This is a genomic window from Psychrobacter sp. C 20.9, from assembly GCF_001921765.1.
In the GTDB taxonomy this organism is placed as follows: domain Bacteria; phylum Pseudomonadota; class Gammaproteobacteria; order Pseudomonadales; family Moraxellaceae; genus Psychrobacter; species Psychrobacter piscatorii_B.
In genome coordinates, this window is sequence record NZ_MRYC01000002.1 from 137,070 (window position 1) to 162,373 (window position 25,304).

40 protein-coding genes are annotated in these 25,304 nt (G+C 45.4%); 26 read left to right on the plus strand and 14 right to left on the minus strand.

Annotation, left to right across the window (positions count from 1 at the left end):
• Positions 1–308 precede the first annotated feature (308 nt).
• The 14 genes from BTW00_RS02080 to BTW00_RS02135 form a co-directional block, all read right to left on the minus strand.
• Positions 309–581 (minus strand): helix-turn-helix domain-containing protein, encoded by a 273-nt coding sequence (locus tag BTW00_RS02080; protein ID WP_075105998.1) that lies wholly within the window; start codon positions 579–581, stop codon positions 309–311.
• A complete protein-coding gene (locus BTW00_RS02085; RefSeq protein WP_075105999.1) occupies positions 574–1,254 on the minus strand; it encodes a hypothetical protein in 681 nt (226 codons plus the stop codon). The genes BTW00_RS02080 and BTW00_RS02085 overlap by 8 nt, the downstream gene beginning before the upstream one ends.
• Entirely contained in the window at positions 1,247–2,215 is a 969-nt protein-coding gene (locus tag BTW00_RS02090) for an exonuclease domain-containing protein (RefSeq protein ID WP_075106000.1), read from the minus strand. Before BTW00_RS02090 ends, BTW00_RS02085 begins: the two co-directional genes overlap by 8 nt.
• Entirely contained in the window at positions 2,212–2,763 is a 552-nt protein-coding gene (locus tag BTW00_RS02095) for a hypothetical protein (RefSeq protein ID WP_075106001.1), read from the minus strand. Before BTW00_RS02095 ends, BTW00_RS02090 begins: the two co-directional genes overlap by 4 nt.
• A complete protein-coding gene (locus BTW00_RS02100; protein WP_178379231.1) occupies positions 2,750–3,121 on the minus strand; it encodes a YopX family protein in 372 nt (123 codons plus the stop codon). Before BTW00_RS02100 ends, BTW00_RS02095 begins: the two co-directional genes overlap by 14 nt.
• A 344-nt stretch (positions 3,122–3,465) precedes the next feature.
• Positions 3,466–3,741: a hypothetical protein gene (locus BTW00_RS02105; protein WP_075106003.1), complete on the minus strand. Its 276-nt coding sequence runs from the start codon at positions 3,739–3,741 to the stop codon at positions 3,466–3,468.
• 3 nt (positions 3,742–3,744) lie between these two features.
• A complete protein-coding gene (locus tag BTW00_RS02110; protein WP_075106004.1) occupies positions 3,745–4,833 on the minus strand; it encodes a recombinase RecT in 1,089 nt (362 codons plus the stop codon).
• 1 nt (position 4,834) lies between these two features.
• Positions 4,835–4,996 (minus strand): hypothetical protein, encoded by a 162-nt coding sequence (locus BTW00_RS14015; RefSeq protein ID WP_178379232.1) that lies wholly within the window; start codon positions 4,994–4,996, stop codon positions 4,835–4,837.
• Positions 4,993–5,259 (minus strand): hypothetical protein, encoded by a 267-nt coding sequence (locus BTW00_RS02115; RefSeq protein ID WP_075106005.1) that lies wholly within the window; start codon positions 5,257–5,259, stop codon positions 4,993–4,995. The genes BTW00_RS14015 and BTW00_RS02115 overlap by 4 nt, the downstream gene beginning before the upstream one ends.
• A 61-nt stretch (positions 5,260–5,320) precedes the next feature.
• Positions 5,321–5,482 (minus strand): hypothetical protein, encoded by a 162-nt coding sequence (locus BTW00_RS14020; RefSeq protein WP_178379233.1) that lies wholly within the window; start codon positions 5,480–5,482, stop codon positions 5,321–5,323.
• A gap of 80 nt (positions 5,483–5,562) precedes the next feature.
• A complete protein-coding gene (locus tag BTW00_RS02120) occupies positions 5,563–5,763 on the minus strand; it encodes a hypothetical protein (RefSeq protein ID WP_075106006.1) in 201 nt (66 codons plus the stop codon).
• On the minus strand, positions 5,760–6,014 hold the full coding sequence (locus tag BTW00_RS02125) for a hypothetical protein (protein WP_075106007.1): 255 nt from the start codon (positions 6,012–6,014) through the stop codon (positions 5,760–5,762). Before BTW00_RS02125 ends, BTW00_RS02120 begins: the two co-directional genes overlap by 4 nt.
• A 285-nt stretch (positions 6,015–6,299) precedes the next feature.
• Positions 6,300–6,743, minus strand: coding sequence for a hypothetical protein (locus BTW00_RS02130; RefSeq protein WP_075106008.1), 444 nt, complete (start codon positions 6,741–6,743; stop codon positions 6,300–6,302).
• 2 nt (positions 6,744–6,745) lie between these two features.
• A complete protein-coding gene (locus BTW00_RS02135) occupies positions 6,746–7,444 on the minus strand; it encodes a LexA family transcriptional regulator (RefSeq protein WP_075106009.1) in 699 nt (232 codons plus the stop codon).
• Positions 7,445–7,553: 109 nt separating this feature from the next.
• On the opposite strand from BTW00_RS02135, the gene BTW00_RS02140 reads away from it, so the two are divergent.
• From BTW00_RS02140 to BTW00_RS02270, 26 genes are all read left to right on the plus strand, one after another.
• Complete coding sequence (locus BTW00_RS02140; RefSeq protein ID WP_075106010.1) at positions 7,554–7,742, plus strand: Cro/CI family transcriptional regulator; 189 nt, start codon at positions 7,554–7,556, stop codon at positions 7,740–7,742.
• A gap of 23 nt (positions 7,743–7,765) precedes the next feature.
• Positions 7,766–8,389 (plus strand): hypothetical protein, encoded by a 624-nt coding sequence (locus BTW00_RS02145; RefSeq protein WP_075106011.1) that lies wholly within the window; start codon positions 7,766–7,768, stop codon positions 8,387–8,389.
• 8 nt (positions 8,390–8,397) lie between these two features.
• Positions 8,398–9,249 carry a hypothetical protein gene (locus BTW00_RS02150; RefSeq protein WP_075106012.1) on the plus strand — a complete coding sequence of 284 codons (852 nt, stop codon included), beginning with the start codon at positions 8,398–8,400 and terminating at the stop codon, positions 9,247–9,249.
• A gap of 97 nt (positions 9,250–9,346) precedes the next feature.
• The gene (locus BTW00_RS13815) at positions 9,347–10,111 is read left to right on the plus strand and encodes a phage antirepressor KilAC domain-containing protein (protein WP_083603537.1); all 765 of its coding nucleotides are present in this window, start codon (positions 9,347–9,349) and stop codon (positions 10,109–10,111) included.
• Positions 10,111–10,422 carry a hypothetical protein gene (locus BTW00_RS02165; RefSeq protein ID WP_075106013.1) on the plus strand — a complete coding sequence of 104 codons (312 nt, stop codon included), beginning with the start codon at positions 10,111–10,113 and terminating at the stop codon, positions 10,420–10,422. The genes BTW00_RS13815 and BTW00_RS02165 overlap by 1 nt, the downstream gene beginning before the upstream one ends.
• Positions 10,419–11,249 carry a helix-turn-helix domain-containing protein gene (locus tag BTW00_RS02170; protein WP_075106014.1) on the plus strand — a complete coding sequence of 277 codons (831 nt, stop codon included), beginning with the start codon at positions 10,419–10,421 and terminating at the stop codon, positions 11,247–11,249. The genes BTW00_RS02165 and BTW00_RS02170 overlap by 4 nt, the downstream gene beginning before the upstream one ends.
• Before the next feature lie 43 nt (positions 11,250–11,292).
• Positions 11,293–11,805: a hypothetical protein gene (locus BTW00_RS02175; RefSeq protein ID WP_075106015.1), complete on the plus strand. Its 513-nt coding sequence runs from the start codon at positions 11,293–11,295 to the stop codon at positions 11,803–11,805.
• Complete coding sequence (locus BTW00_RS02180) at positions 11,802–12,107, plus strand: hypothetical protein (RefSeq protein WP_075106016.1); 306 nt, start codon at positions 11,802–11,804, stop codon at positions 12,105–12,107. The genes BTW00_RS02175 and BTW00_RS02180 overlap by 4 nt, the downstream gene beginning before the upstream one ends.
• 12 nt (positions 12,108–12,119) lie before the next feature.
• Positions 12,120–12,428, plus strand: coding sequence for a hypothetical protein (locus BTW00_RS02185; protein WP_075106017.1), 309 nt, complete (start codon positions 12,120–12,122; stop codon positions 12,426–12,428).
• 20 nt (positions 12,429–12,448) lie between these two features.
• Complete coding sequence (locus BTW00_RS02190) at positions 12,449–12,865, plus strand: DUF1064 domain-containing protein (RefSeq protein WP_178379234.1); 417 nt, start codon at positions 12,449–12,451, stop codon at positions 12,863–12,865.
• Positions 12,866–12,881: 16 nt separating this feature from the next.
• Positions 12,882–13,589 (plus strand): hypothetical protein, encoded by a 708-nt coding sequence (locus BTW00_RS02195; RefSeq protein ID WP_075106018.1) that lies wholly within the window; start codon positions 12,882–12,884, stop codon positions 13,587–13,589.
• Between the two features lie 101 nt (positions 13,590–13,690).
• Positions 13,691–14,146: a hypothetical protein gene (locus BTW00_RS02200; RefSeq protein ID WP_075106019.1), complete on the plus strand. Its 456-nt coding sequence runs from the start codon at positions 13,691–13,693 to the stop codon at positions 14,144–14,146.
• Positions 14,146–14,562 carry a hypothetical protein gene (locus BTW00_RS02205; protein ID WP_075106020.1) on the plus strand — a complete coding sequence of 139 codons (417 nt, stop codon included), beginning with the start codon at positions 14,146–14,148 and terminating at the stop codon, positions 14,560–14,562. Before BTW00_RS02200 ends, BTW00_RS02205 begins: the two co-directional genes overlap by 1 nt.
• A 252-nt stretch (positions 14,563–14,814) precedes the next feature.
• Positions 14,815–15,642, plus strand: a complete 828-nt coding sequence (locus BTW00_RS02210; protein WP_143506484.1) for a hypothetical protein — start codon at positions 14,815–14,817, stop codon at positions 15,640–15,642.
• 74 nt (positions 15,643–15,716) lie between these two features.
• A complete protein-coding gene (locus tag BTW00_RS02215) occupies positions 15,717–16,382 on the plus strand; it encodes an HGGxSTG domain-containing protein (protein WP_075106022.1) in 666 nt (221 codons plus the stop codon).
• Entirely contained in the window at positions 16,333–17,847 is a 1,515-nt protein-coding gene (locus BTW00_RS02220) for a terminase large subunit domain-containing protein (protein ID WP_256713968.1), read from the plus strand. Before BTW00_RS02215 ends, BTW00_RS02220 begins: the two co-directional genes overlap by 50 nt.
• Before the next feature lie 11 nt (positions 17,848–17,858).
• Positions 17,859–18,566 carry a Gp49 family protein gene (locus tag BTW00_RS14100; RefSeq protein WP_218609000.1) on the plus strand — a complete coding sequence of 236 codons (708 nt, stop codon included), beginning with the start codon at positions 17,859–17,861 and terminating at the stop codon, positions 18,564–18,566.
• A 58-nt stretch (positions 18,567–18,624) separates the two neighbouring features.
• Complete coding sequence (locus tag BTW00_RS14025; RefSeq protein ID WP_178379235.1) at positions 18,625–18,795, plus strand: hypothetical protein; 171 nt, start codon at positions 18,625–18,627, stop codon at positions 18,793–18,795.
• Positions 18,786–19,223, plus strand: coding sequence for a hypothetical protein (locus BTW00_RS02235; RefSeq protein ID WP_075106024.1), 438 nt, complete (start codon positions 18,786–18,788; stop codon positions 19,221–19,223). The genes BTW00_RS14025 and BTW00_RS02235 overlap by 10 nt, the downstream gene beginning before the upstream one ends.
• Positions 19,220–21,556 (plus strand): hypothetical protein, encoded by a 2,337-nt coding sequence (locus BTW00_RS02240; RefSeq protein ID WP_075106025.1) that lies wholly within the window; start codon positions 19,220–19,222, stop codon positions 21,554–21,556. The genes BTW00_RS02235 and BTW00_RS02240 overlap by 4 nt, the downstream gene beginning before the upstream one ends.
• Positions 21,553–21,765 (plus strand): hypothetical protein, encoded by a 213-nt coding sequence (locus BTW00_RS02245; protein ID WP_075106026.1) that lies wholly within the window; start codon positions 21,553–21,555, stop codon positions 21,763–21,765. Before BTW00_RS02240 ends, BTW00_RS02245 begins: the two co-directional genes overlap by 4 nt.
• 11 nt (positions 21,766–21,776) lie before the next feature.
• Positions 21,777–22,730: a hypothetical protein gene (locus BTW00_RS02250; protein WP_075106027.1), complete on the plus strand. Its 954-nt coding sequence runs from the start codon at positions 21,777–21,779 to the stop codon at positions 22,728–22,730.
• Positions 22,731–22,744: 14 nt separating this feature from the next.
• A complete protein-coding gene (locus tag BTW00_RS02255; protein WP_075106028.1) occupies positions 22,745–22,948 on the plus strand; it encodes a hypothetical protein in 204 nt (67 codons plus the stop codon).
• Positions 22,949–22,952: 4 nt separating this feature from the next.
• Complete coding sequence (locus BTW00_RS02260; RefSeq protein ID WP_075106029.1) at positions 22,953–24,083, plus strand: N4-gp56 family major capsid protein; 1,131 nt, start codon at positions 22,953–22,955, stop codon at positions 24,081–24,083.
• Positions 24,084–24,177: 94 nt separating this feature from the next.
• Positions 24,178–24,630: a hypothetical protein gene (locus BTW00_RS02265; RefSeq protein WP_075106030.1), complete on the plus strand. Its 453-nt coding sequence runs from the start codon at positions 24,178–24,180 to the stop codon at positions 24,628–24,630.
• Between the two features lie 87 nt (positions 24,631–24,717).
• Positions 24,718–25,278: a hypothetical protein gene (locus BTW00_RS02270; protein ID WP_075106031.1), complete on the plus strand. Its 561-nt coding sequence runs from the start codon at positions 24,718–24,720 to the stop codon at positions 25,276–25,278.
• The last annotated feature ends 26 nt before the right edge of the window (positions 25,279–25,304 follow it).

Sequence of the window (25,304 nt, forward strand, 5' to 3'; positions counted from 1 at the left end):
TTGGTGGGCCCAGTAGGACTTGAACCTACGACCAAAGGATTATGAGTCTTATATTCGGTTAAAATACATAGAGATAAATACTAATACATGATGATATATAGCGATATATAACTATAAATATCAAATACTTATATTGTGGTTAGCGATAAATGGCAATATATGACTATTGTGTAACGATAATTATAAAGTGCCCAAGAAGTTCTCATGGGTACTTTTGCTTGCTGTAAACAGTGCCCACGGCCAGAGCTGGCCGTGAGGCAAGGCAGGAAAACGGTAACGGCATTCTAAGGAAAATTCGCAGGGCCGCGTTACGCATATTGCGCGGTGCACTGGTATGCGTCATTGGTTAGGTAGTTATCTAAATCGCGCTTATAGTAAACAATACATTTATGGCGCGGTTTAAAGAAGGGTATGCCTTTAGTGTTTGTGCAGCGCATTTTTTGCAGTGTTGCGGTTGATATATCCAAGTAGCTTGCGGCATACTCAGGCGTCAGCGGTGTGTCGTCTGGATTGTTAATAACAAACTGCTTCATCTTCATTTTTTCGTCTTCAGTGACGTCCTTCCATGACTTCTTAGCCATTCGTATGTACTCCTTCTATTGCTTTAAAATCAATCACCCAAACCCAATCTGTGTAATGCACGGCAAGTTTTTTTTCATGTCGTAAATGCAGGAAAAGAGCGCTAGCCCATATGCCGATACAACCTATATCTTCGCAAGTTTGATATTTGTGATCGCAATAGTCTGGTTTTAACCCCATTGCCTTTGCGTCAGCCTCACTAATATCTTTTATTCGCTCGATACGAATATCGGTTATCTCCAAGAGTATGCGACTTGCCCAATATGGCATGTGTTCAGCGTCAATAGGCCCCGTGTATTCTTGATGATCGTCGTCCCACGGCAAGTACAAGTCACTTGGTGTGTAAGGGTCTTTGCATTCAACTAACGAGTGCGTCGCATCATAGAACCAATCCCAGCTATTAGCTGTATGCGTTGGCTCTTGTACCCACAAACGATCACCAACTTTACCAAGTGGACACTCAAAGTCGTAAACCGAACCATCTTGATAGGCGCCAGTTACGAGCTCCGACAAAGTGCAGTTCGTTTCATCTGCTACTTTCTGTACGATTGGCACGTTGGCTTCTTTAATAAACTCAAAGTCAAACGGCACTCGATGCTGTGTCTTGTCACCTGCAAGCACTGCTTTGACTTCTTGCACCGTTAAAACTATTGGACGTTCTTTTGTATTATTCATGAGGAAAAGCTCCTATGTTGAAATGTTTATTGCACCAAGCCTTAGCGTCCTCTACCGTGTCAAAATAACCGTCATCAACAACACGATCATCTAATTTTTTAAGGGCGGTGTAAGGCTTAGCTGCGGCAGGACTATAGTAGACATGGTAGTTATCACCATTATCGACAGTTGCTAAAAAGGGCAGGCTGGCTTTATCCCATATCAACGGAGTAATAGTATTTAGCACAGCGCTGCAAGCGGTTATCAGATATGGCTTATCTTTAATAGTGTCTATGACCCAATGTAGGTATTTACGGTCCTTCTCATGACACGCCATTTCTTTAATGTTTTTACCTTCGTTCTTGCCAAAGGTAAAAGTAAGCGGTATTCGCGCCTCTTCGCTGGCAAGATATAACTGTTCCATGCTGGTAATACCGCCCAGCTCGCATAGATGCTCAAGCAGCCACAGCGTAAACGTCACATCCCAGCCAGCATTGTGAGCATTGCGGCAATGCTGACGCGCTAGCTCAGGGTTAATAGCGTAGGTCAGTGCGCCTAGTGAGTGGCTATCCAAGTCGGGCAGCAATCGACGCGCCAGTGCTTGCGTACAGATAGCTTTATACTGGCTAACATCGACGCCAGCATTGGCAGCGACTTGAATGTCGAAATCGACGTTATGGCCTACGATGTAGGCTTCACCTTTTGGTAGGTATTGCGGCACCACTTCTTTATGACTTGGGTGTCCTTCAACATCTTCAGGTGTGATATGACTGACCGCCATTGCACCGTAGCTAATAACTCGATCAGGTTGGCAGTTGATCGTATGACTAGCAAAATCTATAGCGCCATCGTAGAAAGCCATATCAGCTATTAACGCACCTTCATCATCAAAACCTATATTTCTATACCCAAGCTGCGTTGCTTCCGCTTCCTTACTAACATCGGTCGCTTCAAAATCTATAATCATTGCTGGCGTGGTCATGCTGCTTGACTCCCTTGGTTTTTCGCTGTCATTAACCGCAACTCTCTTTTTATCATCTGTTCTGCTTTTGCGTAGTTTAGGCCCATGAGTGGCACCTGCTTCTTCTCAACCAGGCGTTCAGCGTCTATCGCCTTACGCTCTTTATCGGTCAGCTTTTGTGCTCGCAGAACAACGTAAGAGCTTGGCATATCGATGTCGTTCTCTTTCTCTCGCGCTGCTGCAAACGCTATTTGAGCCATTTCAGGTATGGTTCTACGTTCACTGAGACAGTCTTTATCAACCGTGGCAACAGCTTTGCCATATTGACGACTGAAAACATGGGCTGTCATCTTGTAGCGATGGGGATAGCCCAAAACCTCATTGATGACGCCTTTATGCCTAAACTCATCAAAAAATTGGCAGCGGTCACGAGTCTGCGTGTCGCTCAATGATGGGTCCAGCGGAATAACCATATAACCATCATAAAATTGCGGCTCTTTTGCACGCGCCTGGTTTACTTTCTTTGCCTGCGCCTTTTTGCGCTTGTCGCGGTTTTTAATCTTTGCCATTGGTCGCGCCTCCTAGTAAATCAGGATTTTCGTAGATATTTCCTACAACGCCAACCATATCTAGCGAATCACCTCTATCGCCATCCTCAATATACATCGACGCCAGCATGACCATGTTGTCGCAGTCCTCATTAAAAACGAGTGATATGTTTTTTGCATAAAACCAAAATGCGCCACACTCATAAACCACTTTAGCGGTAACATAATACCCATCATTACCGCTTACTTGGACAATATCGCCCTCGTAAATCTCATTGCCATTCACGTCTTTTAAGTCAGTGAATTGCATGATAGGGCACGCGCAATCAAACTGAATTAAACCTGCTTGTAATTCGTTCAATGTAAATGGTTTTGACATATAGTCAGTGTTATCCCAAACTCTAAATTTTTTAATTTTTTGCATAACATTCTTCCGTAGTGGTTTTAAATAGGGTGTTTAGGTAGTAACGCCACTCTAGCGTTACCCTTGCGTCGTCGCCTTGGAGCGCCTGATCTCAGACACGCCCTTTTTGAGCCATCACCTCACCAACTAGCTGATACCAGTTGCCTAAACGATTGATGGTTTGTTAAGCAACTTACGGCTGCCAGTCGGATTTTAGTGTTAGCCCTACGGGGCATTCGCTTTCCTTTTTTCTGAGGCTTCGCTCATAGTGCCGTAGCAAAGGGGTCTTACCTGTCCTATACCCCAAAAGTCCATTCTCGCTAAGGTTCATAACACCGTCGCTGTGCAGGGGACATATCCTTTGATGCGCTGATAAATTCAATATTTCTAATATAGAGATAGCCTTTACCCTCTGTTTTGTTTACTCTTTTGATTATCCCTACATCAGACAGCACCTCAACATGACGCTGGGACATGCGCACACCAAAACCAGTAATCTTGCTCATATCTAAGACAGACAAAAAGGCGTCACTATCCAGAATAACCTTTAGCGTCTTGAATATAGACCGATTAGCATTCGGGCTGCTCTTCTGCATTCATTATCCCTCCGCCATTTCTTGTTGATTGTCGTAAAGAACATCTTGAACACCATTGACGATAGTGGTTGCCTCGTACTCATTAGCACTATCAGACTGCTCTTGCGCGTAGCTTGCCTGTTCATCTTGGATAGCTTGCGCGTCTATCGTTTTTTTGAGCTTATTTTGATAGGCGTCAAAATCACTTGCTTTTACCATCCTTACATCCGGAATAGCTTTTTCGATATTAGCGATAGAGTCTGGATTGGTTATGCACTCAATCATTTTCGTTAGGATGTTGGCTTGCTCATCGTCAACGTACTCTATGGCAGGCTCGTTGCTTTGCATTTGACTGACTTGAGATATGGCAGACGGTTGATTGCTTTGCTGCTGGGGTGGAGTTACGTCACGCGCTTCAGTAAAGTCCTCAACCTCATCCTTGGTGTAGATACCCATCGTGACTTCTGGTGCATAAACTCGACCAAAGAAGGCCGCAGCTCTATACATTGCCATTTGACGCGGCATGGTGGGCCATTTACTGCCTTTCTTGAAATACCACCCTTCTTGAATGGCGAGCTCCAAAGTAATAGGTGAAGACTCCACCTTTTTACCAGTCGCTTTATCAATCGCCCATGCCACGCAAGAGAACTCGTTGATATTGGCAGTCTTGTTGCTGTACTGCTTGTTTCTGCCATAACCAGTAGATTCTTGATATTGAATATCGCGGTTGCCAATTTCGGTAAACTCAAAATTTAATGTTCCAAAACGGCCGCAAGAATTAATGCTTGCGATAATGAAAGTTGATGACCATGCTGGACGGCCTTCGATAAGGTGAAGATTTTGCATAATCATTAAGGGGTCAGCACCCATGCGATTAGACATATTGAGCGCGATCAAGCAGTTTGCGACCGCATTAGGGTTTTCGATACGCTCTTCTCTGTAGTTGTCACCCCATCCTGATTTTTTCACTACTATCGAACGATAAGTCTCAGGTACGATGTTTGAGTTAGCTAAAAGCTTAGCGGCTTGGATTACTTCAGAGAAGTTGTTAAAGTTGAAAAGTCCAGAACCAGGCGCATTCATTTGCGCATTTACTTGTATGTCACTATTCATATTATTCACCCTCATTCATAAAAATACTGTCAAAGTCAGCGAGCATCCGATCTGTCACTGACTGATCTATTGGCTGGCGAGTCGCTGCAAGCTCTTGCTCGGCGTGCCAGCGTCGCTCATCTTCCTGCGACCATTCCCACCCAGCTTGATTAGAGTTACTCATGACTCTCTCCCATACGCCTTAGCGATAACCAGGTTAGCGTGCTTAGCAGTTTCAGCCTGCTGGCTAGACTCGTACTGATCATCGTTATCAGTAACCGTATTTTCTTCAAGCCACAGTTTATGCTCTAAGTGCGTGCGATCTTCTGCTTCGATGCCAGTATCGATAGCGTTTGCACCAGTAACGATGACTGCGCTGGCGAGTAGCGCGGATATTGCGAGCTTTGCTGTCAGCTCGATGTTGATTTGCTTTATTAGATGTGCCATAATTTACGGACTCCGTAGTAGAGTGTTATGCCCCATTCAGTTCGTGCTGATTGGGGCTTTTCTATGCCTGTTTGTTAAGTGCTTTGATCAGCGCGTCAGCGTGTTTAACCGCTGTTTCTGCCGTCGCGTAGCTGGACTTACCAGTATTGGCGGTGATAAGCGCTTGCATGGCAATGGCGGCTAGTTGCTCGCGCTTGGTCAGTTGTTCTGTTTTGTCTGCCAAAATTGACTCCTTATCGATTGGGTAGGTTGTTACGAGATAGACGACTGCGAGCAATCGGCTATGTTGTAATAACTGGTTATTTATTCAGGATCGCTCTCGATAACATCGAGGTAATGCTCTAGCTCTACGATCCTGTCTCGAATTACGCCTTTAGTGTCTGCGTCATAAACACTGCTCGCTAAACTCTGCCCCATATCCTCTATTGCTGCTTTTACCGCGTTGACTGTGTAGATTGATGTTGCTCTATACGCGTTAAGCACCCTTATATCTTCTTCGCTCATACGTCCTCCTGATACTTCACACCGCAGAAAGGGCAGTAAGTAAAAGTCATAGTCGTTTTCTTTGGTGTCTTACGACCTTCGACCGCCAGTAAAATATCTGCTTTCAATGCGCTAGTGATTTGACCGTCGCGCATTGGGAATACTACGTCTTTAAATCTTGCTCTTAACACTGGCGGTTGCTTTGGTGTTTGCGGTTGGTTGCAATGAGCGATAATCTTTTCGGGTAAATCTTCTAAGCATTTACATGCCATATCTTTATCTCCGTAGTAGTGGTCGTAGACCGTTAGTTAATACGTGATAGCCAACCGTCTAAAATGATTGGCTATTTTTTATTAGCTAATTTTTTTCATTGAGTTGTTAAATAGTTTTAGCGATTGTTCGCAAGGCGTTTGCCGTTTTGATACATATAAGGTAACTTAACTTACCTTTTAAGTCAAGAAAGAAAGTAAGAAAGGTTATCATATTTCTTGTAGGCAATAAAAAAGCCACTTAAAGGTGGCTTGTGCGAATAAAGAGCTAAGACTTACTTGCTTACATTAGGAGCGTGAGAATAAACACATATCGTGAATAACAAAGTTTCCCAGACTGTTGGGGAAAGCTACATTAAAGTCATTGGCTGTAAAATACCTATTACGATGACTATCTACCACCCTGTTTTGTGCATCATAAGCATTAAACACAGGAGTGTAGTAAGTATTATCATCGCAATTAACTATGAAGTAGTATTGCATATAGTACCAACCCTTCTTTCTGTATTCATGATCGTCGAGATAAGAAAAATGCGCAAACCCAGACATATAATTACCGCCTGAGTTATCCAGCATGATTTCTTTTTCGTAAGGCTTGATTGAGTCTATATCTAAATATACCTGAACGTTAGTATCAGTAGATTCAGCCAAGGCCACCCAATCTACAGCATTGGCATTAATGCTTGTGCAAAGACATGAAGCCGACAAAAGAAGTCCTAATAGTTTACTCATAATTAAACCTTATTGGATACCCAGTGCACTCTACCAAACAAATCAAAATGCCCGAAAGTATCACGGGTCACTATTTGGTCAGGGTAAGTCTGCTTATCAGGGTTATCTGATATCAATAAAACAGTGCCGTCCAAGTTCTTAATAGCACGCTTACAGATCATTTCACCGTCAACACTGAATACATATATCTTGTTGTTTACAAAGTTATCAAACTCTCGGTTATTGGTATTTACGATAATCAAAGAAGCATTAGGGATGGTGTAACCCATACTGTCATTACAAGAGTGCATAACTATCACGCCTTTTCCGTCGATAGGTAGGTCGTTATCTCGCAAAAACTCAACGCTTAAATACTCAGAATGTGCAGTAGGGAAGTCTTCATTTGCATAACCAGAACCGCAGCTGGCTTTAATATCTAAATATTCAATTTTGACTGGTGCGTATTCAGAAGGCCTGCCGATGGCAACGATGTTCGATGGCAGCTCTACAACAGGACTGTCAGCCTTACCATCTACTAAGTAATCAATACTACGGTTAAAAACATAAGAAAGCTTATCTAGGTATTCATGCTTTGGAGTGTTTTCGTCGTCTTCCCAATTTTTAATTGATGTTTTAGACACGCCAATTCTTTTGCCAAGTGCTTCTCTTGAGAGCTGCTTTTGCTTTCTTAAATTGAATATGCGTTTTCCCAACGTTTCCATCTTACCCTCCTAACCTATAGTAAGTTATCTTACCAGTTGATAAGGTAAGTTTTCTGTGTTTTAATAGGTAATAAAACTTACTTTAACCGCGACAAAAGGAACTTTTAAAGTGACTAAACAAGAAGCTTTAAGCTATGCCGATGGCTCGGTTGTAAAGCTGGCAGGCATTCTAGGTATTGAGCATCCAGCAGTGTCTCAGTGGAGTGAAGACAAAATACCTGAACTTCGAGCCTACCAACTTCGAGAAATGTTCGGTGATCCAAAATCAACCGAAAATCAAATTACCGAACACGCTTAACCCTACTACTACGGAGAATAACCATGTCCACAAATCAATTATCACTCGAAAGGCAACGCCAGTCACGCAATATGCAAGAAGACATATTGCACGCCATTGCAGAGAAAAAGCAGGTCAATGTTGCAAGACACTTAGGTGTAGAACCAAGCACCGTTGGGCGCTGGATAGATGCAAAAAATCAAGATAGTCAGGTCGTAAGATTTTGCGACATGCTGGCGTTCTGCGGCTTAAAGGTCGTGCCAGCTAATGCGCAATGCTATGACAAAGAAAAAATCGACATCCTTTTTCACATCACAAAATACCACTTCCAGAATTTAGAAGCGGTTGATGACTTCTTTCAAAACGATGCAGGCATGTCTGACAGCCGTGAGTTGCGTTTCAGCCGTGGCGCTGATCTGCCATGTACCAGTGCAGCTACCGCGTTTGGATGGGTCGCAAGCCTTTATACCGCAATCAAAGCTTCTATAGTTGCCAAAAATGAAGCTGTTAGACCGTCAATCTTAGTCGCAAGACAAAACGCCAATGCTGAGATAGAAGAAGAACGCCAGGCACTCACTGCCGACGAGCAGAAGCTTTGGAAAATAATCTACATCCTTGTTCACGCCGTATTGGTACTGGTCGTACTGTCAGCAATTTATAGATTTTAGGGGTAGTTATGCAGGTAGAACATCATTTTGCGGATTTAAGCCGCTACGCAAAAGTGAGTGAGACATCAACACCGATTGATGTCGTCGAATGGTTTGCAAAAAACAAAGGCATCACAAACTTGGATGATCCAAGCGTGAAGATAAAAACCATCATTGATGATGTGAACGAGTGTGAGCTGGCAAGACAGAAAGCTAGAAAGGCGCGTGAAGCGAAAGCACAAGATGCGTTCCTTGATGCGATGTTCAATCTCAATAATGGCACCGCTGAGTTACGTCAGAAAAAAGACCGCACGCCACTGCCAGTAGCTAAACCAAAAGTAGCTAAGACGGCTAAAAAAGTAGCTAAACCAGCTAAAAAGATAGCTAAAGCCGCTACGGTCAAGAAAGGGCCGTCATCAAAGCAGATTGCCAAAGCGAGGCGTGATGTCCTCATAGCTGACCTGAGCGCTGGCAAGATGATAAGAATGGTATCTGAGAGTGAAAAAGGCAATACGCAAAAAGATTACCAGAAGCAGCGTGCTGATTTGGTTTATATCAGAAGAAATATGGATATCACGTTGATTCGTCTGAATCGTATTCAGACCGGAGAGTCGTATTTCATGATCGATAGCCTCACACGCCATAAACGAGTCAAGCTGTCAGGCAACTTAATTGGGCCAGACCGTGAACCGTTCATCAAAGCATTGAATAGCGGCAAGCTGTTTGAGGCATCAAATATCACTAAGGGTGGAAAAGCTGGGTCAGCAAGCGTGGCCAATCTAGCTGATAACCACGGCATGAACATCTATTCGGTTATCAGTGGTCGTGACTTGGTTGGTTGGGTAATGCCGAAGGACGTTGAAGTTGCGCTGACAGAATAGCAGAAGCATGCCGCGAAAGACGCGCAATAAAAACGCCTTATCAGCAGCAACTGATAAAGCGTCTAACAAACTTAACCTGTAATCGGAGTATATATCCATGAACGACATTATGCAAGTAAACGAAGTAGGCAAAACCATGAGTAGTCGCGAAATTGCCGAACTATGCGGTAAAGAACACCGCAATGTTTGTCGTGATATCGACACACTCAATGAAAGCTATGAACAAATGGGCCTGCTCAAAGTTGAGCAGGGGTACTACACCCTTCAAAACACTGGCAATCAGCAACATCGCCAGTTTTTACTAAGCAAAGAACAGACGATTGATTTAATAACTGGTTATCGCGCTGATATCCGTATTCGTATTAATCGCCGCTGGCAAGAGTTGGAACAGCAAGCGCAAGCAAGTAGTCCAGTCATGCCAGCACTGCCAGACTTTACTAATCCAGCAGATGCAGCGATTGCATGGGCAGAAGAATATAAAGCTAAAGAAGCGGCACAAGCTGAGGTTATCGAGTTAAAACCCAAGGCCGAAGCGCTGGCACGTATCAGCAGCTCAAAAGGCGCTACTGGTATTCGTGATACCGCTAAGGCCGTTGGTATGCGTCAGAACGACTTTGTAGCGTGGTGTGTTGATGATACCAAGCCTATTAGCCGTCGCTTTATGTACCGCGATGATAGAGGCGTGCTTAATGCGTACTCACATCGCACCAGTGCAGGACTCATGACGCAAAAGCTACAGTCGTTCGTTGGTCGTGATGGGCGCGATAGAGCAGAGCCTAGAGTGAGGTTTACGCCGGCAGGCGTGGCTAAGATTGCAGAGATGCTTGAGAAAGAGCGTAGTCGTGAAGCGGAGCTAGTGTAATGGCTGTCATTGGTATCAAACCAAGGTTGCATCGAGTTGTCACTGACAAGCACTTCCAAAGGTCAGCTGCAAAAGGATTATCTACAGGCTTTACCACGCTGGTTAGAAAGGGCACTTATCCACGCTCAGGAATGGATCATCCAAGCTTAGCGATAGGCGACCACTTGGAGTTTATCTTAAGCGAGAAGGGTTTAAGACTGCTTGGTAACCAGCCAGCGTATGAGGTTACAGAGATAGGCTTGCAGCGTGATAAAGATAGCGGCCAGTGGGTATGGACTGTTGAGTTTAAGAAATTGGAGTTGGAGCCATGAGCTTTAAATTAGTAGCACAAGTGATGGATATTAAAGTCGGCAGCCCATTGCGCAAGATAATACTTATCAAGCTTGCAGACCAGGCTAATGACGAAGGTGTGTGCTGGCCTAGTTATGAGTCTATTGCTAAGACTTGCGAGATCAGCAAGCGCTCAGTCATTACTCATATTCAGAAGCTAGAAAAACAAGGGTTTCTCCGTATTGAGAAACGATACAACAAAGATGCTGGCAAGAATTTTAGCAATAAGTATCACTTAACCTTGTCTAAGGGTAGTGCAAATGATTCACCACTAGAGGGTGGTGCAAATGCTGCACTAGTGCAAATGAGCGTCGAGGGTAGTGAAGGAGATTCACTAGGTAGTGAAGGAGCTGCACCCGAACCTATCAATGAACCTGTCAATGAACCTATCAATAAAGAAGTAGGGGCAAAAAAAGATAAGTCTGCTTTTGATGCTCTTAGTTACCCAGTACCTAGTTTTGTTGATAAAGAAAATTGGAATGATTTTGTAGAAATGAGAAAGAGGATTAAAAAACCTCTCACAGAAACGGCTTGTAAGCGCTTGGTTAATAAAATAATCAAATTGGATGAAGATGGTTTTGATGTTAACGACTCATTGGACTACTCAATCACAGGCGACTATCAAACGGTATTTGAGCGCAAACGCAAGACAATCACTCAGGGGAACACTCATGCAAGCAACCAATCAGCTAACAACAAACCTCGCAGAGAAACTACAGAAGAATACAAGCAGCGGATGCAGCGAGAGTTTAACCAAGAGTTTGGAATCGAAGTACAGCCCGGCAGCCATACAGACTGCTACAGCTAAAGTCTTAAATCTTTTTGCAGAACTCAAGGAAGAGTATGGCGCATTGTTTGACAACAAAGAACATCGCTACACGCCAGCCAAGGCACGCGAATGGGCAGTAGAGCTGCTAGAGAGTGGCATCAACGGCGAACAGTACCAACGTGGGCGCTGGCAAGCACTCAAGCAGCAGGATTATCCAGTAGAGCGAGCATACAAGTTTATTCAGTTATGCAAACTTGGTGAGATTGATACATACCCCACAGCCAACGACGCTTTTACAGTCGCTTGCCAAAATTGCGGTATGAGAGGCGATGTTAAGCGCGACTGGAAGCATGAAGTGGTCTATGAGACAGCAAACCGCATTGGTTGGGGAAAGCTGGCAAGTGCGACGGAGTATTTCTTCAAGACGTTCCATCAGGTTTATGAGCAGGTAGTAGCGGAGCACAAGGCTGGCAAGACGTTTGTTATTCCTGAGTCGCATCAAGTCGCTTATGAGCATACGCCGGTGCAGCCAGACAGCCCTTTTAACGCAAAACTGGATGATTTTTTTAAACAGTTTGGGAGTAAGGCGGTATGAGGGTTTGGGAAGTAGAGCTGCGCTGCAAATACGATCATACAGGGTATAGACGGTTGATAAAAGATGATAGCGAGCTTTTGCAGAAGGCCAAGGATTGGATTGTCTCTTGCTTAAAAGACCAGCTCGATAGCGTGATTGAGCTAAACGATGATGGTTTTCTTGATAAAGAGATAAAGGCGATCCGTAGAAACACAGAGTTTATGAGCAAGAAAGTTTTGGCTGCTAATAATATCGACGCATTGGTAAGGCTGGATTTTTACGATAGCCAAGAAATCATTATTCATGAGCGCGTTATTTTTTAAGGTGATCTAACCATGAAAAAAGACCCAGCCGACTATACACCGGGCGAACGCAAGTTTGCTGATCTAGTAGCAGCGCTAAAGGCTGGCAAGCCGAACGCCTACACGTACCGTGTGAATAGCGCAGTCACTAAAGATGGGGATTTTGTCATCGGACTGACGTATCACAATGATCGTCAGTATTACTCAGCAAGCGCGATTGAGATTGACGGAGTACGCGATAACGGCAAGGTGTGTAGTTGGGACGCAGAGGGCGGTGCATTAGAAGGCGATTTAAGCGACTTGTTATTGGCTTCGGTACATTCATCGGTCAGGACGGTTTAAAAGGGCAGGAGGGCGGTAAATTGGCACGTAAAAGCAGAAAACGACCCTCTAGTCTTGAGCAGTTGGTCAGAGAGATAAGCGGAGAGCCTAAAAACAAGTTTAATGCGGTCAAAGTTGTAATAGATGGCATTAAGTTTGACAGCATAACAGAGGGCAATCGTTACGAAGAGCTAAAGGTGCTGGTACGCGCTGGCTTGATCAAAGACTTAGAGACTCAGCCAGTATTTATTTTGGTAAAAAGCGTCAAGTTTAGTGGCGATAAGAAGTCCACGCCAGCCATGATATATACCGCTGATTTTAGGTACTACGATATCAAGAAGGGCAAGGTGGTTGTTGAAGATGTGAAGTCTAAGGCCACGGCAAAATTAACTGATTATAGGATGCGACGGCACATGATGCTGGCATTTCATGGGATAGAAATATTAGAGACTTACTGAGCGAGGCATTAGATGTATGAATGATAGCCAACAACTTTTTGTTGCACAGTACGAAAAAAACTTTCCAATTAAAATTGAGGATATTCGCATGTCAAAAGAACCAAAAAGCAAAACGCTGGCACGTCACGGCTCGCTTGATGAGTATGTAGATAGCTTGCCTGCGTATGAGGATAGGACTATCAACTCAGCATTAGAAGCAAGGAAGGTTAAGGTGGGCTCTAAGTGGACCGTACTTAACGAGTACCACACAGCAATAAGTGACGACATCTTAGCTGCTGGCGAGGTTGAGGTTTACAAGTTGGCTAGTAGTGAATGGGGCGATGTTATGGTTACTGTTATTTTTGGTGAGGGTGAGACAGATGAGTTTGAGTTGTGTTTGTTCGTTAAGTTATTTAAGCATAAACCAATAGTTGACGATACGTTCAACAACGACACACCAGCGCAGACGTTTGGCGATATTAAATGGGATATGGGCACGCAAGACAAAGGTGAATCTATTTTAGTGACCGTTTGTTCTAAGTGTGGAAGTACCGTACCTGCTGATAGTGTTGACAGTCTAGCTCTTGGTGAACTCAAAGATGATGGTTATCAAGATTGGCTTAAAAGACGCAACAGAATGAATGGCGAGATCGTGTACTACAAGCGCTATCAAATGGAACTGCTTAAAAAATACAGTTGTATCTTGGTTGGTTTAATGGGATTTGTATATTTAGTTTTTAGCTAAATAAAAACCGCCCACGTTGGCAGACGTAGGCGGCTTATAGCTGGCAAGTAACAGAGCAATGTTATTCGCAAAATCATTATACATTATTTTGGGGATAGCTGATGAGTGATACGATTGATAAAACTGACGTAGTTGATTTATTAGAGGTGCAAGGTTGGCTAACTGGATGGGGTGATTTTTGTAATAATCGTGGCACTGTGGGCGGTCACTTGGGATATCAATCGCCTTGTGCGATTATCATGCGTGATAATGTAGAGCAGCAGAGCGCAAGCGTTCGCCCGGTGCTGTGGAATGTGGACGATCAGGCGTACTATACACTGATAGACCGCGAACTCGCTGGTATGAGGCAATCAGGGGACAAAGAGCTTATGATGTGGGCAAGCTTGATACGTCGTTATTACTTGTATGGTATGTCTTATACTCGCTTGAGTAAGTCAGTCGTGAGTGAGTATGAGCATGGCAAGGGTACGACAGTGCAAGCGCATGTGCGCAAGGTGCAACGGCATTTGGCCAATGCTGAGCGTCATATTTATGAGGCTATTTTGGAGTTGAGTTGATGGGTAGACAAACGCCAGTAGTGAGAAAGCCGTTTATGATCATCGGTGGACATGCTGAAAACAGTCGAGACGGTGAGATAATCTATCAGGATTGCTTTTACGGTCAGTCGTGGCCCAAAGATAGTCGTTTGTTGCTACCGGAACCCTCATGTGCTTTGCCAAAACCTATGGATATGGATTATCTCTCTCGATATGGCACAGCGGTATACGCAGAGAATGAATCAGCCTATCGTTTATTTATAGCTGATTCCGTCACTATGCACTCTGTTTCAGAACATCCCTGGACTTACGGAGCGAAAGATGAATGGCGCTATTGGTTTTATCGTAATGCTTATGATCTGGCATATAAAGAACGCTATACAAGTGATGAGATATGGCAGCGATTGCATGAGTTTTATAAGAGTCTTGATGAATAAACCCACTCAGCCCACACGCCAGCCAGCAATTCAACCCCATGCAAGCAAACATCAAGTGTTTTATCGTTAATTTTCATCACAGCGTTAAAATACCTTGATTATTGGCACGACTTGAGGTAACTTTATGTTATCGTGAACGGATAGGTTAGTGGATAACAGGTTGTGTATAGCAACTACCATGCCTAGCCGCACTAACTATATTCTAAAAAGCTCATACCTTAATTGGTGTGGGCTTTTTTTATGGGTGATTTTATGGCTATTCAGACGATCAACTTAACAGTGCCGGGCGGTGACACGCCTCGATCTGCTAATACAAAGATTAATGCTAATTTTAGTAACCAGGCTCATGCAGCGAGTCGCTTAGTGGGTACGTCAGCAGGTCAAGTACCATTAGCTGAAAATACGTATAAAGCTGCATTTTCAAACCTTGCTCGTAGAGCATCAGATGACGCAATCACTGATGCAAATAATCTGCCGTCAGGCACTCGCTACTACTTAGCGGCAGGTTCTACTAACACCCCTAATACTAAGCACGATACCGCTTGGAATATAGAGACGCGACAAGGCGTTAGCAGTAACGTACTAAATCAAATCGCGTTAGGTGGTAATAATAGTACGGCAGGTATGTATTTACGGAATAGAAACTCATCGTCAGCGTGGGGCGAATGGTCAATAGTCTATACCAACAAAAATACCACTGTTGACGGCAACGGGTTGTTAAAGCCGTCATCGCCAGTTTTGCGCGTCTTTAGTGACCGCATTGAAGGCAATAATGATGCAGATATTATGCAGGCAGTTTTTACTAAAAACGGCGTGGGTGACTACACAATCAGCAACACAACAGGTCTACGCACAGATGGCTGGTATATCACCATTCCAAATGATATGAATGGAAATCCAAAAGTTGCGGTAACACTATCTGAAAAAGATGGCGTTGTTAGCTTAAAGTCTTATAAGCGTATTTTTGATATGAGCGACTTTATCTTTAAGCCCGATTTAGAGCAGCCGCTTGAAATACCGGATGGACGTTGGATTGACTTACGTTTTGAAGAATTGACGATAGACGAAACAACCCTATAAACTCTTTTTGGCTCATAAGTATCTGATTGTTGTGAGCCTTTTTTACATGCGAGGTAAGCCAGAGAGGTGCAAGCATGGCAGATAATATTTGCGGTGCTAAGACACGAGCTGGCAAACCTTGTAAGAAAACGCCAATCGCTGGCAAGAAACGCTGCCGATTGCATGGTGGTCTATCAACAGGACCCAGCAAGGGCAGTCGAAACAATTTAAAACATGGCATCTACAGTCGTATCTTTGATGACAGTCAGATAGATGATGCTATAGCTATGCAGGGCACAGTAAGCCGCGAGCTGGCAATCGCACGCATACAGCTTGCTAATTGCTTGGCCTATCGTAAAGCGCAGGGTGACACGCCAGCATTGGACGAGATTAAAGACGAGACGCTGGCAGATGAAGAAGATGAGGATGTCGTTAAGAAGGCTCGCGCTAAAGATGCAGCCAGATGCGGTGAATATTATGATCCCGATGAAGATGATTATGGCGGTCAAGAATCAGAGCCGCTAAAGCGCACTAGGGTTTATCGCACACGAGACTGGGCAAACGAAGAAGCCCGGCTGATTAACTTGATTGCTAGATTAGAGATGCAGTTGGTTAAGCAAGAGTTAAGCGTTGTTGAGCTTGCGCAGAAAAAACGCGAGGCAGAAAAGCTACCGACGGGCGGCAATAACCGCAATGTGGATGATATGACAGATGACGAACTCGATGAGTACGCTCTTAGACTACTCAGCGGAAAGTCTTAAAAACTATCTGCCCTATCTCACGCCAGCGAATAAGCGCGCACTAATTAAGGTTATTAAAGAACGTCAAAAGCGTGAGCAGTACAAGCTATACAGTTACTTCCCTGATGACGGACCGTTTGCCCGTCATGGCTACACCAAGCACCTATCCTTCTTTAAAGATGGGGCGTTCTATGGTTCGCGCCTATTCATGGCTGGGAACCGTGTCGGTAAGACAATCGCTGGCACGTATGAAGATACGTTACACGCGACAGGGCTTTATCCGGACTGGTGGGTAGGTAAGCGCTTTGATCATCCAACAAAGGGCTGGATTGCTGGCAAGACCAACGAGACGACACGCGACATTCTACAAGCGGAGTTGTTTGGTAATGTCATCTACAAAGATGGCGGTAAGAAAAAGACCATAGATGGTAGTGGCATCATACCGATTCACTTGATTGATCAAAAGTCTATCCGGTGGAAGTCTGGCGTCGCTGACTTAATCGATACAGTAAAGGTCAAACATGCCAGCGGCGGCTGGTCATATATTGGCTTAAAGTCGTACCAACAGGGCCGAGGAAGCTTTGAAGGTACGGCAATGCACTACATCCATTTGGATGAGGAGCCGCCCGAGGAAGTTTATACCGAGTGTCTGACACGTACAGCGACAACACGCGGTCTGATTTACATCACGTTTACGCCACTAATGGGCGTGACACCGATGGTCAAAGGCTTTATTGAGAAAGCTGATGAAGGCATTAACAGCGTTACTCGCGCTACATGGGACGACGCACCGCATTTAAGCGAGGACGACAAGGCTAATTACTTAGCGTTATTCCCTAAGCACGAGCATAAAGCACGTATGCAGGGCATACCATACGCAGGTAGCGGTCTGATTTATCCGGTTGATGAAGATGAAATCATCATTGATCGTTTCGATATACCAGCGCATTGGCCGCAAATCAAGGGTATGGATTTTGGTTGGGATCACCCAACAACGTGCGTCACGCTGGCATGGGACCGCGACAACGACATTGTTTATGTCATCAACGAGTATGCAGCACGCGAGAGAACACCGCGCGAACACGCACCACACTTTAACGATAATGGATCATGGCAGCCAGTTGCTTGGCCACACGATGGTTATCAGCATGACAAGGGCAGCGGCTTAACACTTGCAGAGCAGTATCGTGCCGAAGGCGTGAACATGCTCGATGAGAACGCCACGCATGATGACGGTACTAATGGCGTCGAAGCTGGCCTCATGGAGATATTACAGCGCATGGAGACAGGCAGGCTGTTTGTCTTCCGTGATTGTACCGAATGGCAGGACGAGAGACGCACCTATCATCGTGACAAAGGCAAGATTAAGAAGTTATACGATGACTTGATGGACGCCACGCGATACGCAGTGATGATGCTTAGGTATGCTCAGGTTAAGCCTAGAGCTGGCAGCAAGAAGGCCAATAACAATAGAACGGTTATATAAAGGATAAAGATATGTCAGAGCTACCGAACAGCGTTACCAAAGATCAGTTAGATAGCCTAGTTGCTCGAAGCAATGTTGAGTATGCAGTATTCGGCAACAAGCTAACGGTAGCTGTTATTACGCTACCAAGTAATTTTAAGGTAACTGGCGAGGCCTCTTGCGTTGACGCTAATAATTTTGATAAAGCGTTAGGCGAAAAGTATGCGCTTGAAAACGCGGTTGAGAAACTGTGGGAGCTTGAAGGTTACTTGCTAGCCAATGATCGTTATCGTGCTGAGCAAAAACGCACTGACAAATATGCTGACGAGTTCGTACCATGCACAGCACCGAAAGACCCAGACCACGTATTGACTGGTGATGAAATTGTACGACTGGCTGAAACTGGCTCATTGTGCGATTGTGCAGACTTCACCCAATACGGCGGCGACTGTCCGATTGAAGAAGGTGACCAGTTTGATTTTGGTTCAGCTATTCATCTACTGAAGATGGGTAAGAAGGTCATGCGCGCTGGCTGGAACGGCAAAGGCATGTTCTTGTACTACGTGCCAGCAGCAAGTTACCCCATGCAGCGTAACAGCTTAGAGACAATGGGCGGTATGTTCCCTGATGATATGGTTCCATACGGTGCGTATATCGCAATGAAGACCGCACAAGACAATGTTGTGCCGTGGCTGGCAAGTCAGACCGACGTACTTGCCGAAGATTGGCAACTAGCATAAACAACCAAACACCAAAAGCCACCTCGTCGAAGGTGGCTTTTTTGTGGGAGTCATTAGCATGTCGCATTACAAGATACCCAACAGCAGGCTATACGGTAGAGCGCTTGGTGGTCATGTGACTAAAGAGCTACAAGCCTACAGCTATAAGACGCTACAAGACCGCGCTAACAACGGTAATGCAGAAGCTAAGCGGCTGATTCAGCAATTAAAGGATAAGCAATGTCACTAACGATACGATATGGCGTGCCAGCCCCAGCAGCAGTACGCAAAGGCTATGGACTGGTGGCGTTTGTCTCAAACGTATTCTTTGAAGCAGACGAAGGCGCAACTGCTAACGATGCTGCATTGATACTGTGCCGTCGTGCGTTTGGCTTGGGCAAGTCTTATATTGCTGTGCGTCGCAATCAAGCGTACCAACTGCGTGATAAAGACGGTGCGTTCTTGGCAGACACCGCAGAGGACTGCGCTCAATATTTATGGAATGGTCATGCAACAGACCGTGAAAAGCATGTAATCATGGATTGCTTGCTTGAAAACATTGATCAGTTAGTCATGCATAAGCCAGAAGGTGAAGATTTAAACCGTAAGGCGCTTGATAAATATTTTGAAGGTGAAGAGACGTTCACTCACGGACTAATGGATATTGCTAACTCATGAGTAATCAAGCGACACACGGCCTTGCCGACGACTTTAAGCTAACAAAGGACGGCAAGTTTCTTGTGTGGGCGCACGATATGTATGAGTACGAGCGCGAAGCACAAGCAGAAGGCCGAGCACTGCGCGCACGCGATGAGCGCTTTTATGATGGTCATCAATTCAGCGACGAAGAAAAGCAGGTTTATGCAGATCGCAATCAAAAGCCGCGCACGTACAACGAGATCAAGCCAGCCGTCGATTGGATTATCGGTAGTGAGCGTCGTGCGCGTAGCGACTGGAATGTACTACCACGCACCCAAGATGATGTCGAGCCAGCCCAATTAAAGACTAAGCTCATTAAGTACATTGACGATATCAACAAAGCCAAGTGGCAGCGCAGCACAGCGTTTGAGGATTGCGTCAAGACTGGTGAAGGCTGGACCCGTATTAGCGTAGAGCCAAACGAAGATGGTGAGCTGATGATTCAGCTTAACTATGAGAACTGGCAAAACGTACTGGTCGATGGTCAGTCGGTCAAAGCGGATATGTCTGACTCGCGCTATATGTGGGTATCTAAGATTGTTGATTTAGAAACCTTGCAGGCGTGGTTCCCCGATAAAGAAAGCGAGCTTAAGCTGGACGCTGGCGAGTACCAAGAGCTTGAGGATGACTTGAAGTCTGATCAAACAGGCGATGATGGCAACGACTTGTATAACAACGGCTATCGTGCGCGTGGCTGCGGTGACAATGCTATCAATGTGGTGCGCTCAGGCTCAATGAGCATCACAGGCGGCTACTACTCATCAACCCGTCGTGCAGTGCGTGTGTGGGAAATGTGGTATCGCAAAACGGAGCGAGTCACGCTACTGGCTAATGCAGGCGGCCTAACAGGTCAGATATTCGACAGCAACAAGCAAGAACATCAAGCAGCACTCAAAGCAGGCGCTAAAAAACGCGAGACAGTACGCGAGCAGATGTATATGGCTATCTACACTGCGACGACTGTACTGTTTCATGGCAAGTCAATCTATAAGCACAACCGTTACCCGTTTGTCCGTCGCTTGGCATTCATCGATAAGACAACCAAGTCGCCTTATGGCGTGGTACGTCAGATTGTCGATCCGCAATCAGATTTAAACCAGCGTCGTAACTATGCGCTATATCTTATGGCCACACGTCAAGTGATTGCCGAAGAAGATGCGGTAGATGATAAAGATGAAGCCATCAAAGAGGTGGCTAAAGTTAATGGTTATATCGAAGTTAAGAAGGGCAGACGCTTTGAGATACGCGACAATCAATCGCTGGCAGGTCCTCATGTGCAGTTTGCTGAAATGGACAGCTCTTACTTAAAACAGATCAGCGGTGTGACCAGTGAAAACCGTGGCATGAATCAAAATGCCATGTCCGGTATTGCTATTCAATCATTGCAAGAGCAAGGGACTGTCATCACCACACCTATCATCGACAATCATCAACTGGCCCATCAAATCGAAGGCGAGATTGTATTGTCATTGTGCGAGCAGTACATCAACCGTGAGATGCAGTTTAGGGTCACAAGCGATATTAAGAACCCCGGTAAGAAAGACTTTGTGGTGCTTAATGAGTCACCAGAGACAGACATCACCGCGACGCAAGCAGACTTTGTTATATCAGAGCGTGATTATCGTCAGACGATGCGCCAAGCACTGTCTGAGCAGCTAATCAATGTCTCAGCACAGATCACCCAAGCCACAGGTAACCCAATGCTGGCGATTGCCTTTATTGAAATGGCAGTTGATTTACAAGACCTACCAAACAAAGAGCGCTTACTCAGTAAAATCCGCGAAGCTACAGGACTACCACCCATTGATGAAAACGATGAGCAGAAACAAGCGCGTGAAGAAGCACAGGCGCAAGAGCAAGCGGAACAAAAGGCAATGCAAGAGCAGGCGCTTAAACTTGAGATTGCAAAGAAAGAGTCAGCAATCAACCTCGACAACTCACGGGCCAATCAGAACAACCGCGAAGGCGAGCGCGAAAAAGCCAATGCTCGTCGCGCTCAAGCTGAAGCAATGGTTAAGTACCTTGAAGCGGCTGGCGTGGTCGTACAAAACGCTGAGCTTACTGCTATTGCTGATGATCTTATTGGCAATATGGACAATATTATGAACGGCACCTTACCAAGTAGCGAGCAACCAGTACAGGGCCAGCCAGTAGAGCAGGCGCCAGTACCGATGCAGGTAGAAGCGCAACAGCCACAACAACCGCCAATGCCAGAGCCAAGCCAGCCAGTAGGAGGTGCGCCTGATGTGAACAACATGACGCCTGAAGAAGCCGCCATGATGGAGCAGCAAACAGGAGCGCCAGACGCATGACTACGAATTTAGAAATAAAGGTAGATGATGATAAAAAAGGCAAATGGCAAAGCTTTACAGCTAGTGTCGACTTGGGAATGCCGCATTTATTTAATTCAGAAATAGAAGCTTACGGTGCTGATGAAAAGGAAGCTGTGGACAATCTCATGGCATTCATAAACGACATAGTAAAAGATATTAATGATAAACATAAATCACTAAATCCATAAGGATAATTAACATGACAGTAGACACGCACGACGACGATTTTGAAATCGACACCACAGAGCTAGATAACTTGCCAGCCGACGCAGTAGATGCTGACGATGACCTTGATGAAGATTTTGGCCTGAGCTACGACGGTTTAACCCAAGCTGAGATTGACGCTATCAATAGCCCTGAGAGTGATGATGACGACAATGACCAAGATGACGATACAGAAGTCGATACTACTGACGATGGCGATGCTGGCGATGATGTTGCAGCCGACGACGCTGAGACTGACAGCACTGATGACGCTGATACTACTGATCAAGACGACTTCACACAAGAAGCCGCCACGGTAGCAGATAAGCGCGCTTCTATTGATGCAGAGTTCGACGCTAAACACGCTGAGCTTGCCGCATTGGGTGAGCAGTACGATAACGGTGACATCTTAGATGGTGCCTATAATACCGCCAAGGTTCGCATTGAGCGTGACTTAAAACGCATTGAAGCACGCGAGTCTGAGCTGGTCGCTAAAGAAGATGAGATTGCCGAGCGTGAGACAAGCAAGCAAGAGCAGTTTCAGAATGAATTTACTAGCGCAGTCACGGAATTTATGGCGCGTCCTGAAAACAAACCTTTTGTTGAAGGCAGTCCTGAGTTTGCCGCGCTTGACCAACAGCTAGGCGTCATTGCTCAAAGTATGCCGCCCGGTACACCGTTTGATGTGCTACTAGATAAGGCACGTACCGCAGTATCGTCTTATATGACTTTGCCGGAAGCTGGCAAGAAAGAGAGCAAGCCTGCTGACAAGTCGGTTGAGCCTGATCCCGAGACAATGCCTAGTATCTCGAACATGCCAGCGGTCGTTGCCAACAGCAATGATAACGGCAAGTTTGCTCACCTAGACAAGCTTGATGGGCCAGCGCTAGAGCGTGCAATCGCTGATATGAGCGAAGCGCAGCAAAACGAATACCTACTAAACCAATAGGTTAAAACTTATTTATGAACAAGATACGCTATCGAGACTGCAGCATAGGCGATGTTATCGAAGTCACAGGCCCGTGTACCATTGTTGTTGAAAGCAAGAGTGGTCGCTCGCCAAGACTCAAAGTGATAACCGATCAAGGTAGCGACGTGAGTTTTTTAACAGGTGAACAAGCGCATACGTGCTGTGATACCAAAAATAGTCTGACTAAAGGAGACTAATATCATGGCACAGACTAAAATCAATGACAGCCAAGCTGTCAAAAAATGGGCAGGCGCGTTATTCGGTGCCGCTTTCGTAAAGTCTTTTTACGGTAGCAAGCTGATGGCCTCAACCAAGCTTGTCGGTAAAGCTGGTCAAATGGCAAACGCACCTATTGGTGTTATCAACGATTTAGAAAGCGGTGCTGGTGACAACGTATCATTCGATATGTTTGTTCAGCTTAAAGGCCGTGGTACTTATGGTGATGACGTTTTAGAAGGCAACGAAGAAGATTTAACTGCGTTCACGGACGAAGTTAAGATCAACCAAGTTCGTCATGGTGTGACGCCTGGTGGCAAGATGAATCAGAAGCGCACTATCAACGACTTGCGTGCAATCGCTAAGGTCAAGCTTGAGCGCTGGCACGCAAACCACTTTGATGATGTTGTGATGACAACATTGGGCGGTGGTCGTGGTCATGCTAAAGACTTATATATCCCGCTAGGTGCAACTGCGCCTATCCGTGGCACGATGGATTACCAGAAGTATGATGATGACAGTATTGTCTATGGCGGCTCTGCCACATCAAAGGCCAGCATGACTGCTGCTGACACCATGTCACTTGATCTCATTGATGAGCTGGTATTGAAGTCTAAGCGCGGTGGTAAAGCTGATGGTGAGTTCCGTATGGAGCCACTAGAAGAGTCGGCAGAAGAGTATTACATGCTGACCCTATCGCCTGAGCAGATTCACGACTTGCGTAAAGATACTGGTACTGGTGGCTGGCTTGATATCCAAAAAGCGGCTGCTGCTGCTAATGGCTATCAAAACCATATCTTTAAAGGCTCGGCTGGTGAGTACAACAAGGTTCACATTAAAGAAGTGAATAGTGTTGTAACGTACAACGACTTTGGTGCTGGTAATAACGTGAAAGCGCATACAGGCGTATTCATGGGGCGTCAGGCTGCTGTGGTCGCTTTTGGTAGTGCAAGTGATAAGAACATGCGCGCCAATTGGGAAGAGAAAGAAAAAGATTACGGCAACCAAGTTGGTATCTCCGCTGGCATGGTGTACGGCACGAAGCTACCAGCGTTTGACGGTAAAGTTGTCAACTCAATGGCAGCCTATACCGCAGTGAGCAAGTCACGCACTTAATCTAACGGATTTACCTTAAAAGCAAGTTGGTCATGCCAGCTTGCTTTTTATTATCTATTTTTCTATTTAGTATCTCTATAAAGGACACAAGACTATGGCTAAGTTCCAGTCTGAGCGCTATTTGCATAACACGCAGATTCAAAGCTCAATGATTAGCGGTGTGACAAACACACCAACCATCACCCATAAGTTTCTAGCAGACACCACGGTTGCCGTCGGTGACTTTATTCTGATGTGCAAACTACCTGAACGCTCAGCGATTCTAGGTATTGAAGTGGTGTGTAGTGCATTAGGCGCTGGTATCACTGCTGATGTCGGCATTATGGATGCGGACGAAACCGATATCGATGCTAAGTTCATTGCTGATGGCAACCTTGCCGCGCAGAAGTGGATCAAAATTAACGACAATGTGATTGAAGGTCGACTCGCTAAAGTGGTTGATCGCCCAACGACTATCGCCATTAAGTTAAAAGGCGCTGGCACGATTCCAAAGGGCTCGTTCATTCACGTCACACCGCATTACCGTCACGCCAACAACGACGAGTAAGCAACTACTGGTAAGTCATTAAAGCCCACAACGCGAGTCGCTGTGGGTTTTTCCATTTCATCTACTTATTAAAAAAGGAGCCATGTCATGGCTGACGATAAAAAGAACGACGACGCTCAAGAGAGTGCTGAGCAGCAATCAACACCTATCCAATGCCTACTGCGTCGCAAGGGCGGTACTAAGGTCACATTCGGTCACAACCTTGTGAACCAAAAGACTTATCACTTTAAGCCACTAGACAGTAGCGACGAAAACTCACCGCATGTCTGTAACGTGGGCGATGAAGAGCACGCAGATCGACTGCTATCAATCCGTGAGTCATATCGTTTGTATCGTGGCGATGCAAGTTATGTCGATAAGATTGAGGTCACCAAAGGCGCGGCTATTGATGAGAGCGCATTTACCAATCGCTTTGATGATATCTTGTCTATCGACTTTGAAACCGCTGAAAACGATACCGTGAAAGACTGGGCGAAAGAAGTGTTAGACCTCACCCCATCACACAGCGCCAAGATTCGTGAGAAAGCGGCCAGTCTCGACGTTGAAGAGAAGAAAGGCGACAACATGAATGAGCTGCTACGCAAAATCGGTAAGGCTATGCAGGAAGAAGAGCGCGCTGCCAACGATCAAGCCAGCAAAGATAAGTAGCAGGGCTACTAAACACCACTCACATT

Excerpts from the sequence above, each read along its gene's own strand:
- BTW00_RS14100 (WP_218609000.1), top strand. The coding sequence starts at position 17,859 with ATGTCAGAGCTACCGAACAGCGTTACCAAAGATCAGTTAGATAGCCTA.
- BTW00_RS02235 (WP_075106024.1), top strand. The coding sequence starts at position 18,786 with ATGTCACTAACGATACGATATGGCGTGCCAGCCCCAGCAGCAGTACGC.
- BTW00_RS02250 (WP_075106027.1), top strand. The coding sequence starts at position 21,777 with ATGACAGTAGACACGCACGACGACGATTTTGAAATCGACACCACAGAG.
- BTW00_RS02180 (WP_075106016.1), top strand. The coding sequence starts at position 11,802 with ATGAGGGTTTGGGAAGTAGAGCTGCGCTGCAAATACGATCATACAGGG.
- BTW00_RS02215 (WP_075106022.1), top strand. The coding sequence starts at position 15,717 with ATGGCAGATAATATTTGCGGTGCTAAGACACGAGCTGGCAAACCTTGT.
- BTW00_RS02100 (WP_178379231.1), bottom strand. The coding sequence starts at position 3,121 with ATGTCAAAACCATTTACATTGAACGAATTACAAGCAGGTTTAATTCAG.
- BTW00_RS02110 (WP_075106004.1), bottom strand. The coding sequence starts at position 4,833 with ATGAATAGTGACATACAAGTAAATGCGCAAATGAATGCGCCTGGTTCT.
- BTW00_RS02150 (WP_075106012.1), top strand. The coding sequence starts at position 8,398 with ATGCAGGTAGAACATCATTTTGCGGATTTAAGCCGCTACGCAAAAGTG.
- BTW00_RS02245 (WP_075106026.1), top strand. The coding sequence starts at position 21,553 with ATGACTACGAATTTAGAAATAAAGGTAGATGATGATAAAAAAGGCAAA.
- BTW00_RS02195 (WP_075106018.1), top strand. The coding sequence starts at position 12,882 with ATGAATGATAGCCAACAACTTTTTGTTGCACAGTACGAAAAAAACTTT.
- BTW00_RS02210 (WP_143506484.1), top strand. The coding sequence starts at position 14,815 with ATGGCTATTCAGACGATCAACTTAACAGTGCCGGGCGGTGACACGCCT.
- BTW00_RS02185 (WP_075106017.1), top strand. The coding sequence starts at position 12,120 with ATGAAAAAAGACCCAGCCGACTATACACCGGGCGAACGCAAGTTTGCT.
- BTW00_RS02265 (WP_075106030.1), top strand. The coding sequence starts at position 24,178 with ATGGCTAAGTTCCAGTCTGAGCGCTATTTGCATAACACGCAGATTCAA.
- BTW00_RS02165 (WP_075106013.1), top strand. The coding sequence starts at position 10,111 with ATGGCTGTCATTGGTATCAAACCAAGGTTGCATCGAGTTGTCACTGAC.
- BTW00_RS02170 (WP_075106014.1), top strand. The coding sequence starts at position 10,419 with ATGAGCTTTAAATTAGTAGCACAAGTGATGGATATTAAAGTCGGCAGC.
- BTW00_RS13815 (WP_083603537.1), top strand. The coding sequence starts at position 9,347 with ATGAACGACATTATGCAAGTAAACGAAGTAGGCAAAACCATGAGTAGT.
- BTW00_RS02085 (WP_075105999.1), bottom strand. The coding sequence starts at position 1,254 with ATGAATAATACAAAAGAACGTCCAATAGTTTTAACGGTGCAAGAAGTC.
- BTW00_RS02200 (WP_075106019.1), top strand. The coding sequence starts at position 13,691 with ATGAGTGATACGATTGATAAAACTGACGTAGTTGATTTATTAGAGGTG.
- BTW00_RS02120 (WP_075106006.1), bottom strand. The coding sequence starts at position 5,763 with ATGAGCGAAGAAGATATAAGGGTGCTTAACGCGTATAGAGCAACATCA.
- BTW00_RS02260 (WP_075106029.1), top strand. The coding sequence starts at position 22,953 with ATGGCACAGACTAAAATCAATGACAGCCAAGCTGTCAAAAAATGGGCA.
- BTW00_RS02125 (WP_075106007.1), bottom strand. The coding sequence starts at position 6,014 with ATGGCATGTAAATGCTTAGAAGATTTACCCGAAAAGATTATCGCTCAT.
- BTW00_RS02255 (WP_075106028.1), top strand. The coding sequence starts at position 22,745 with ATGAACAAGATACGCTATCGAGACTGCAGCATAGGCGATGTTATCGAA.
- BTW00_RS02145 (WP_075106011.1), top strand. The coding sequence starts at position 7,766 with ATGTCCACAAATCAATTATCACTCGAAAGGCAACGCCAGTCACGCAAT.
- BTW00_RS02105 (WP_075106003.1), bottom strand. The coding sequence starts at position 3,741 with ATGCAGAAGAGCAGCCCGAATGCTAATCGGTCTATATTCAAGACGCTA.
- BTW00_RS02080 (WP_075105998.1), bottom strand. The coding sequence starts at position 581 with ATGGCTAAGAAGTCATGGAAGGACGTCACTGAAGACGAAAAAATGAAG.
- BTW00_RS02240 (WP_075106025.1), top strand. The coding sequence starts at position 19,220 with ATGAGTAATCAAGCGACACACGGCCTTGCCGACGACTTTAAGCTAACA.
- BTW00_RS02205 (WP_075106020.1), top strand. The coding sequence starts at position 14,146 with ATGGGTAGACAAACGCCAGTAGTGAGAAAGCCGTTTATGATCATCGGT.
- BTW00_RS02115 (WP_075106005.1), bottom strand. The coding sequence starts at position 5,259 with ATGGCACATCTAATAAAGCAAATCAACATCGAGCTGACAGCAAAGCTC.
- BTW00_RS14015 (WP_178379232.1), bottom strand. The coding sequence starts at position 4,996 with ATGAGTAACTCTAATCAAGCTGGGTGGGAATGGTCGCAGGAAGATGAG.
- BTW00_RS02270 (WP_075106031.1), top strand. The coding sequence starts at position 24,718 with ATGGCTGACGATAAAAAGAACGACGACGCTCAAGAGAGTGCTGAGCAG.
- BTW00_RS02220 (WP_256713968.1), top strand. The coding sequence starts at position 16,333 with ATGACGAACTCGATGAGTACGCTCTTAGACTACTCAGCGGAAAGTCTT.
- BTW00_RS14025 (WP_178379235.1), top strand. The coding sequence starts at position 18,625 with ATGTCGCATTACAAGATACCCAACAGCAGGCTATACGGTAGAGCGCTT.
- BTW00_RS02130 (WP_075106008.1), bottom strand. The coding sequence starts at position 6,743 with ATGAGTAAACTATTAGGACTTCTTTTGTCGGCTTCATGTCTTTGCACA.
- BTW00_RS02095 (WP_075106001.1), bottom strand. The coding sequence starts at position 2,763 with ATGGCAAAGATTAAAAACCGCGACAAGCGCAAAAAGGCGCAGGCAAAG.
- BTW00_RS02090 (WP_075106000.1), bottom strand. The coding sequence starts at position 2,215 with ATGACCACGCCAGCAATGATTATAGATTTTGAAGCGACCGATGTTAGT.
- BTW00_RS02135 (WP_075106009.1), bottom strand. The coding sequence starts at position 7,444 with ATGGAAACGTTGGGAAAACGCATATTCAATTTAAGAAAGCAAAAGCAG.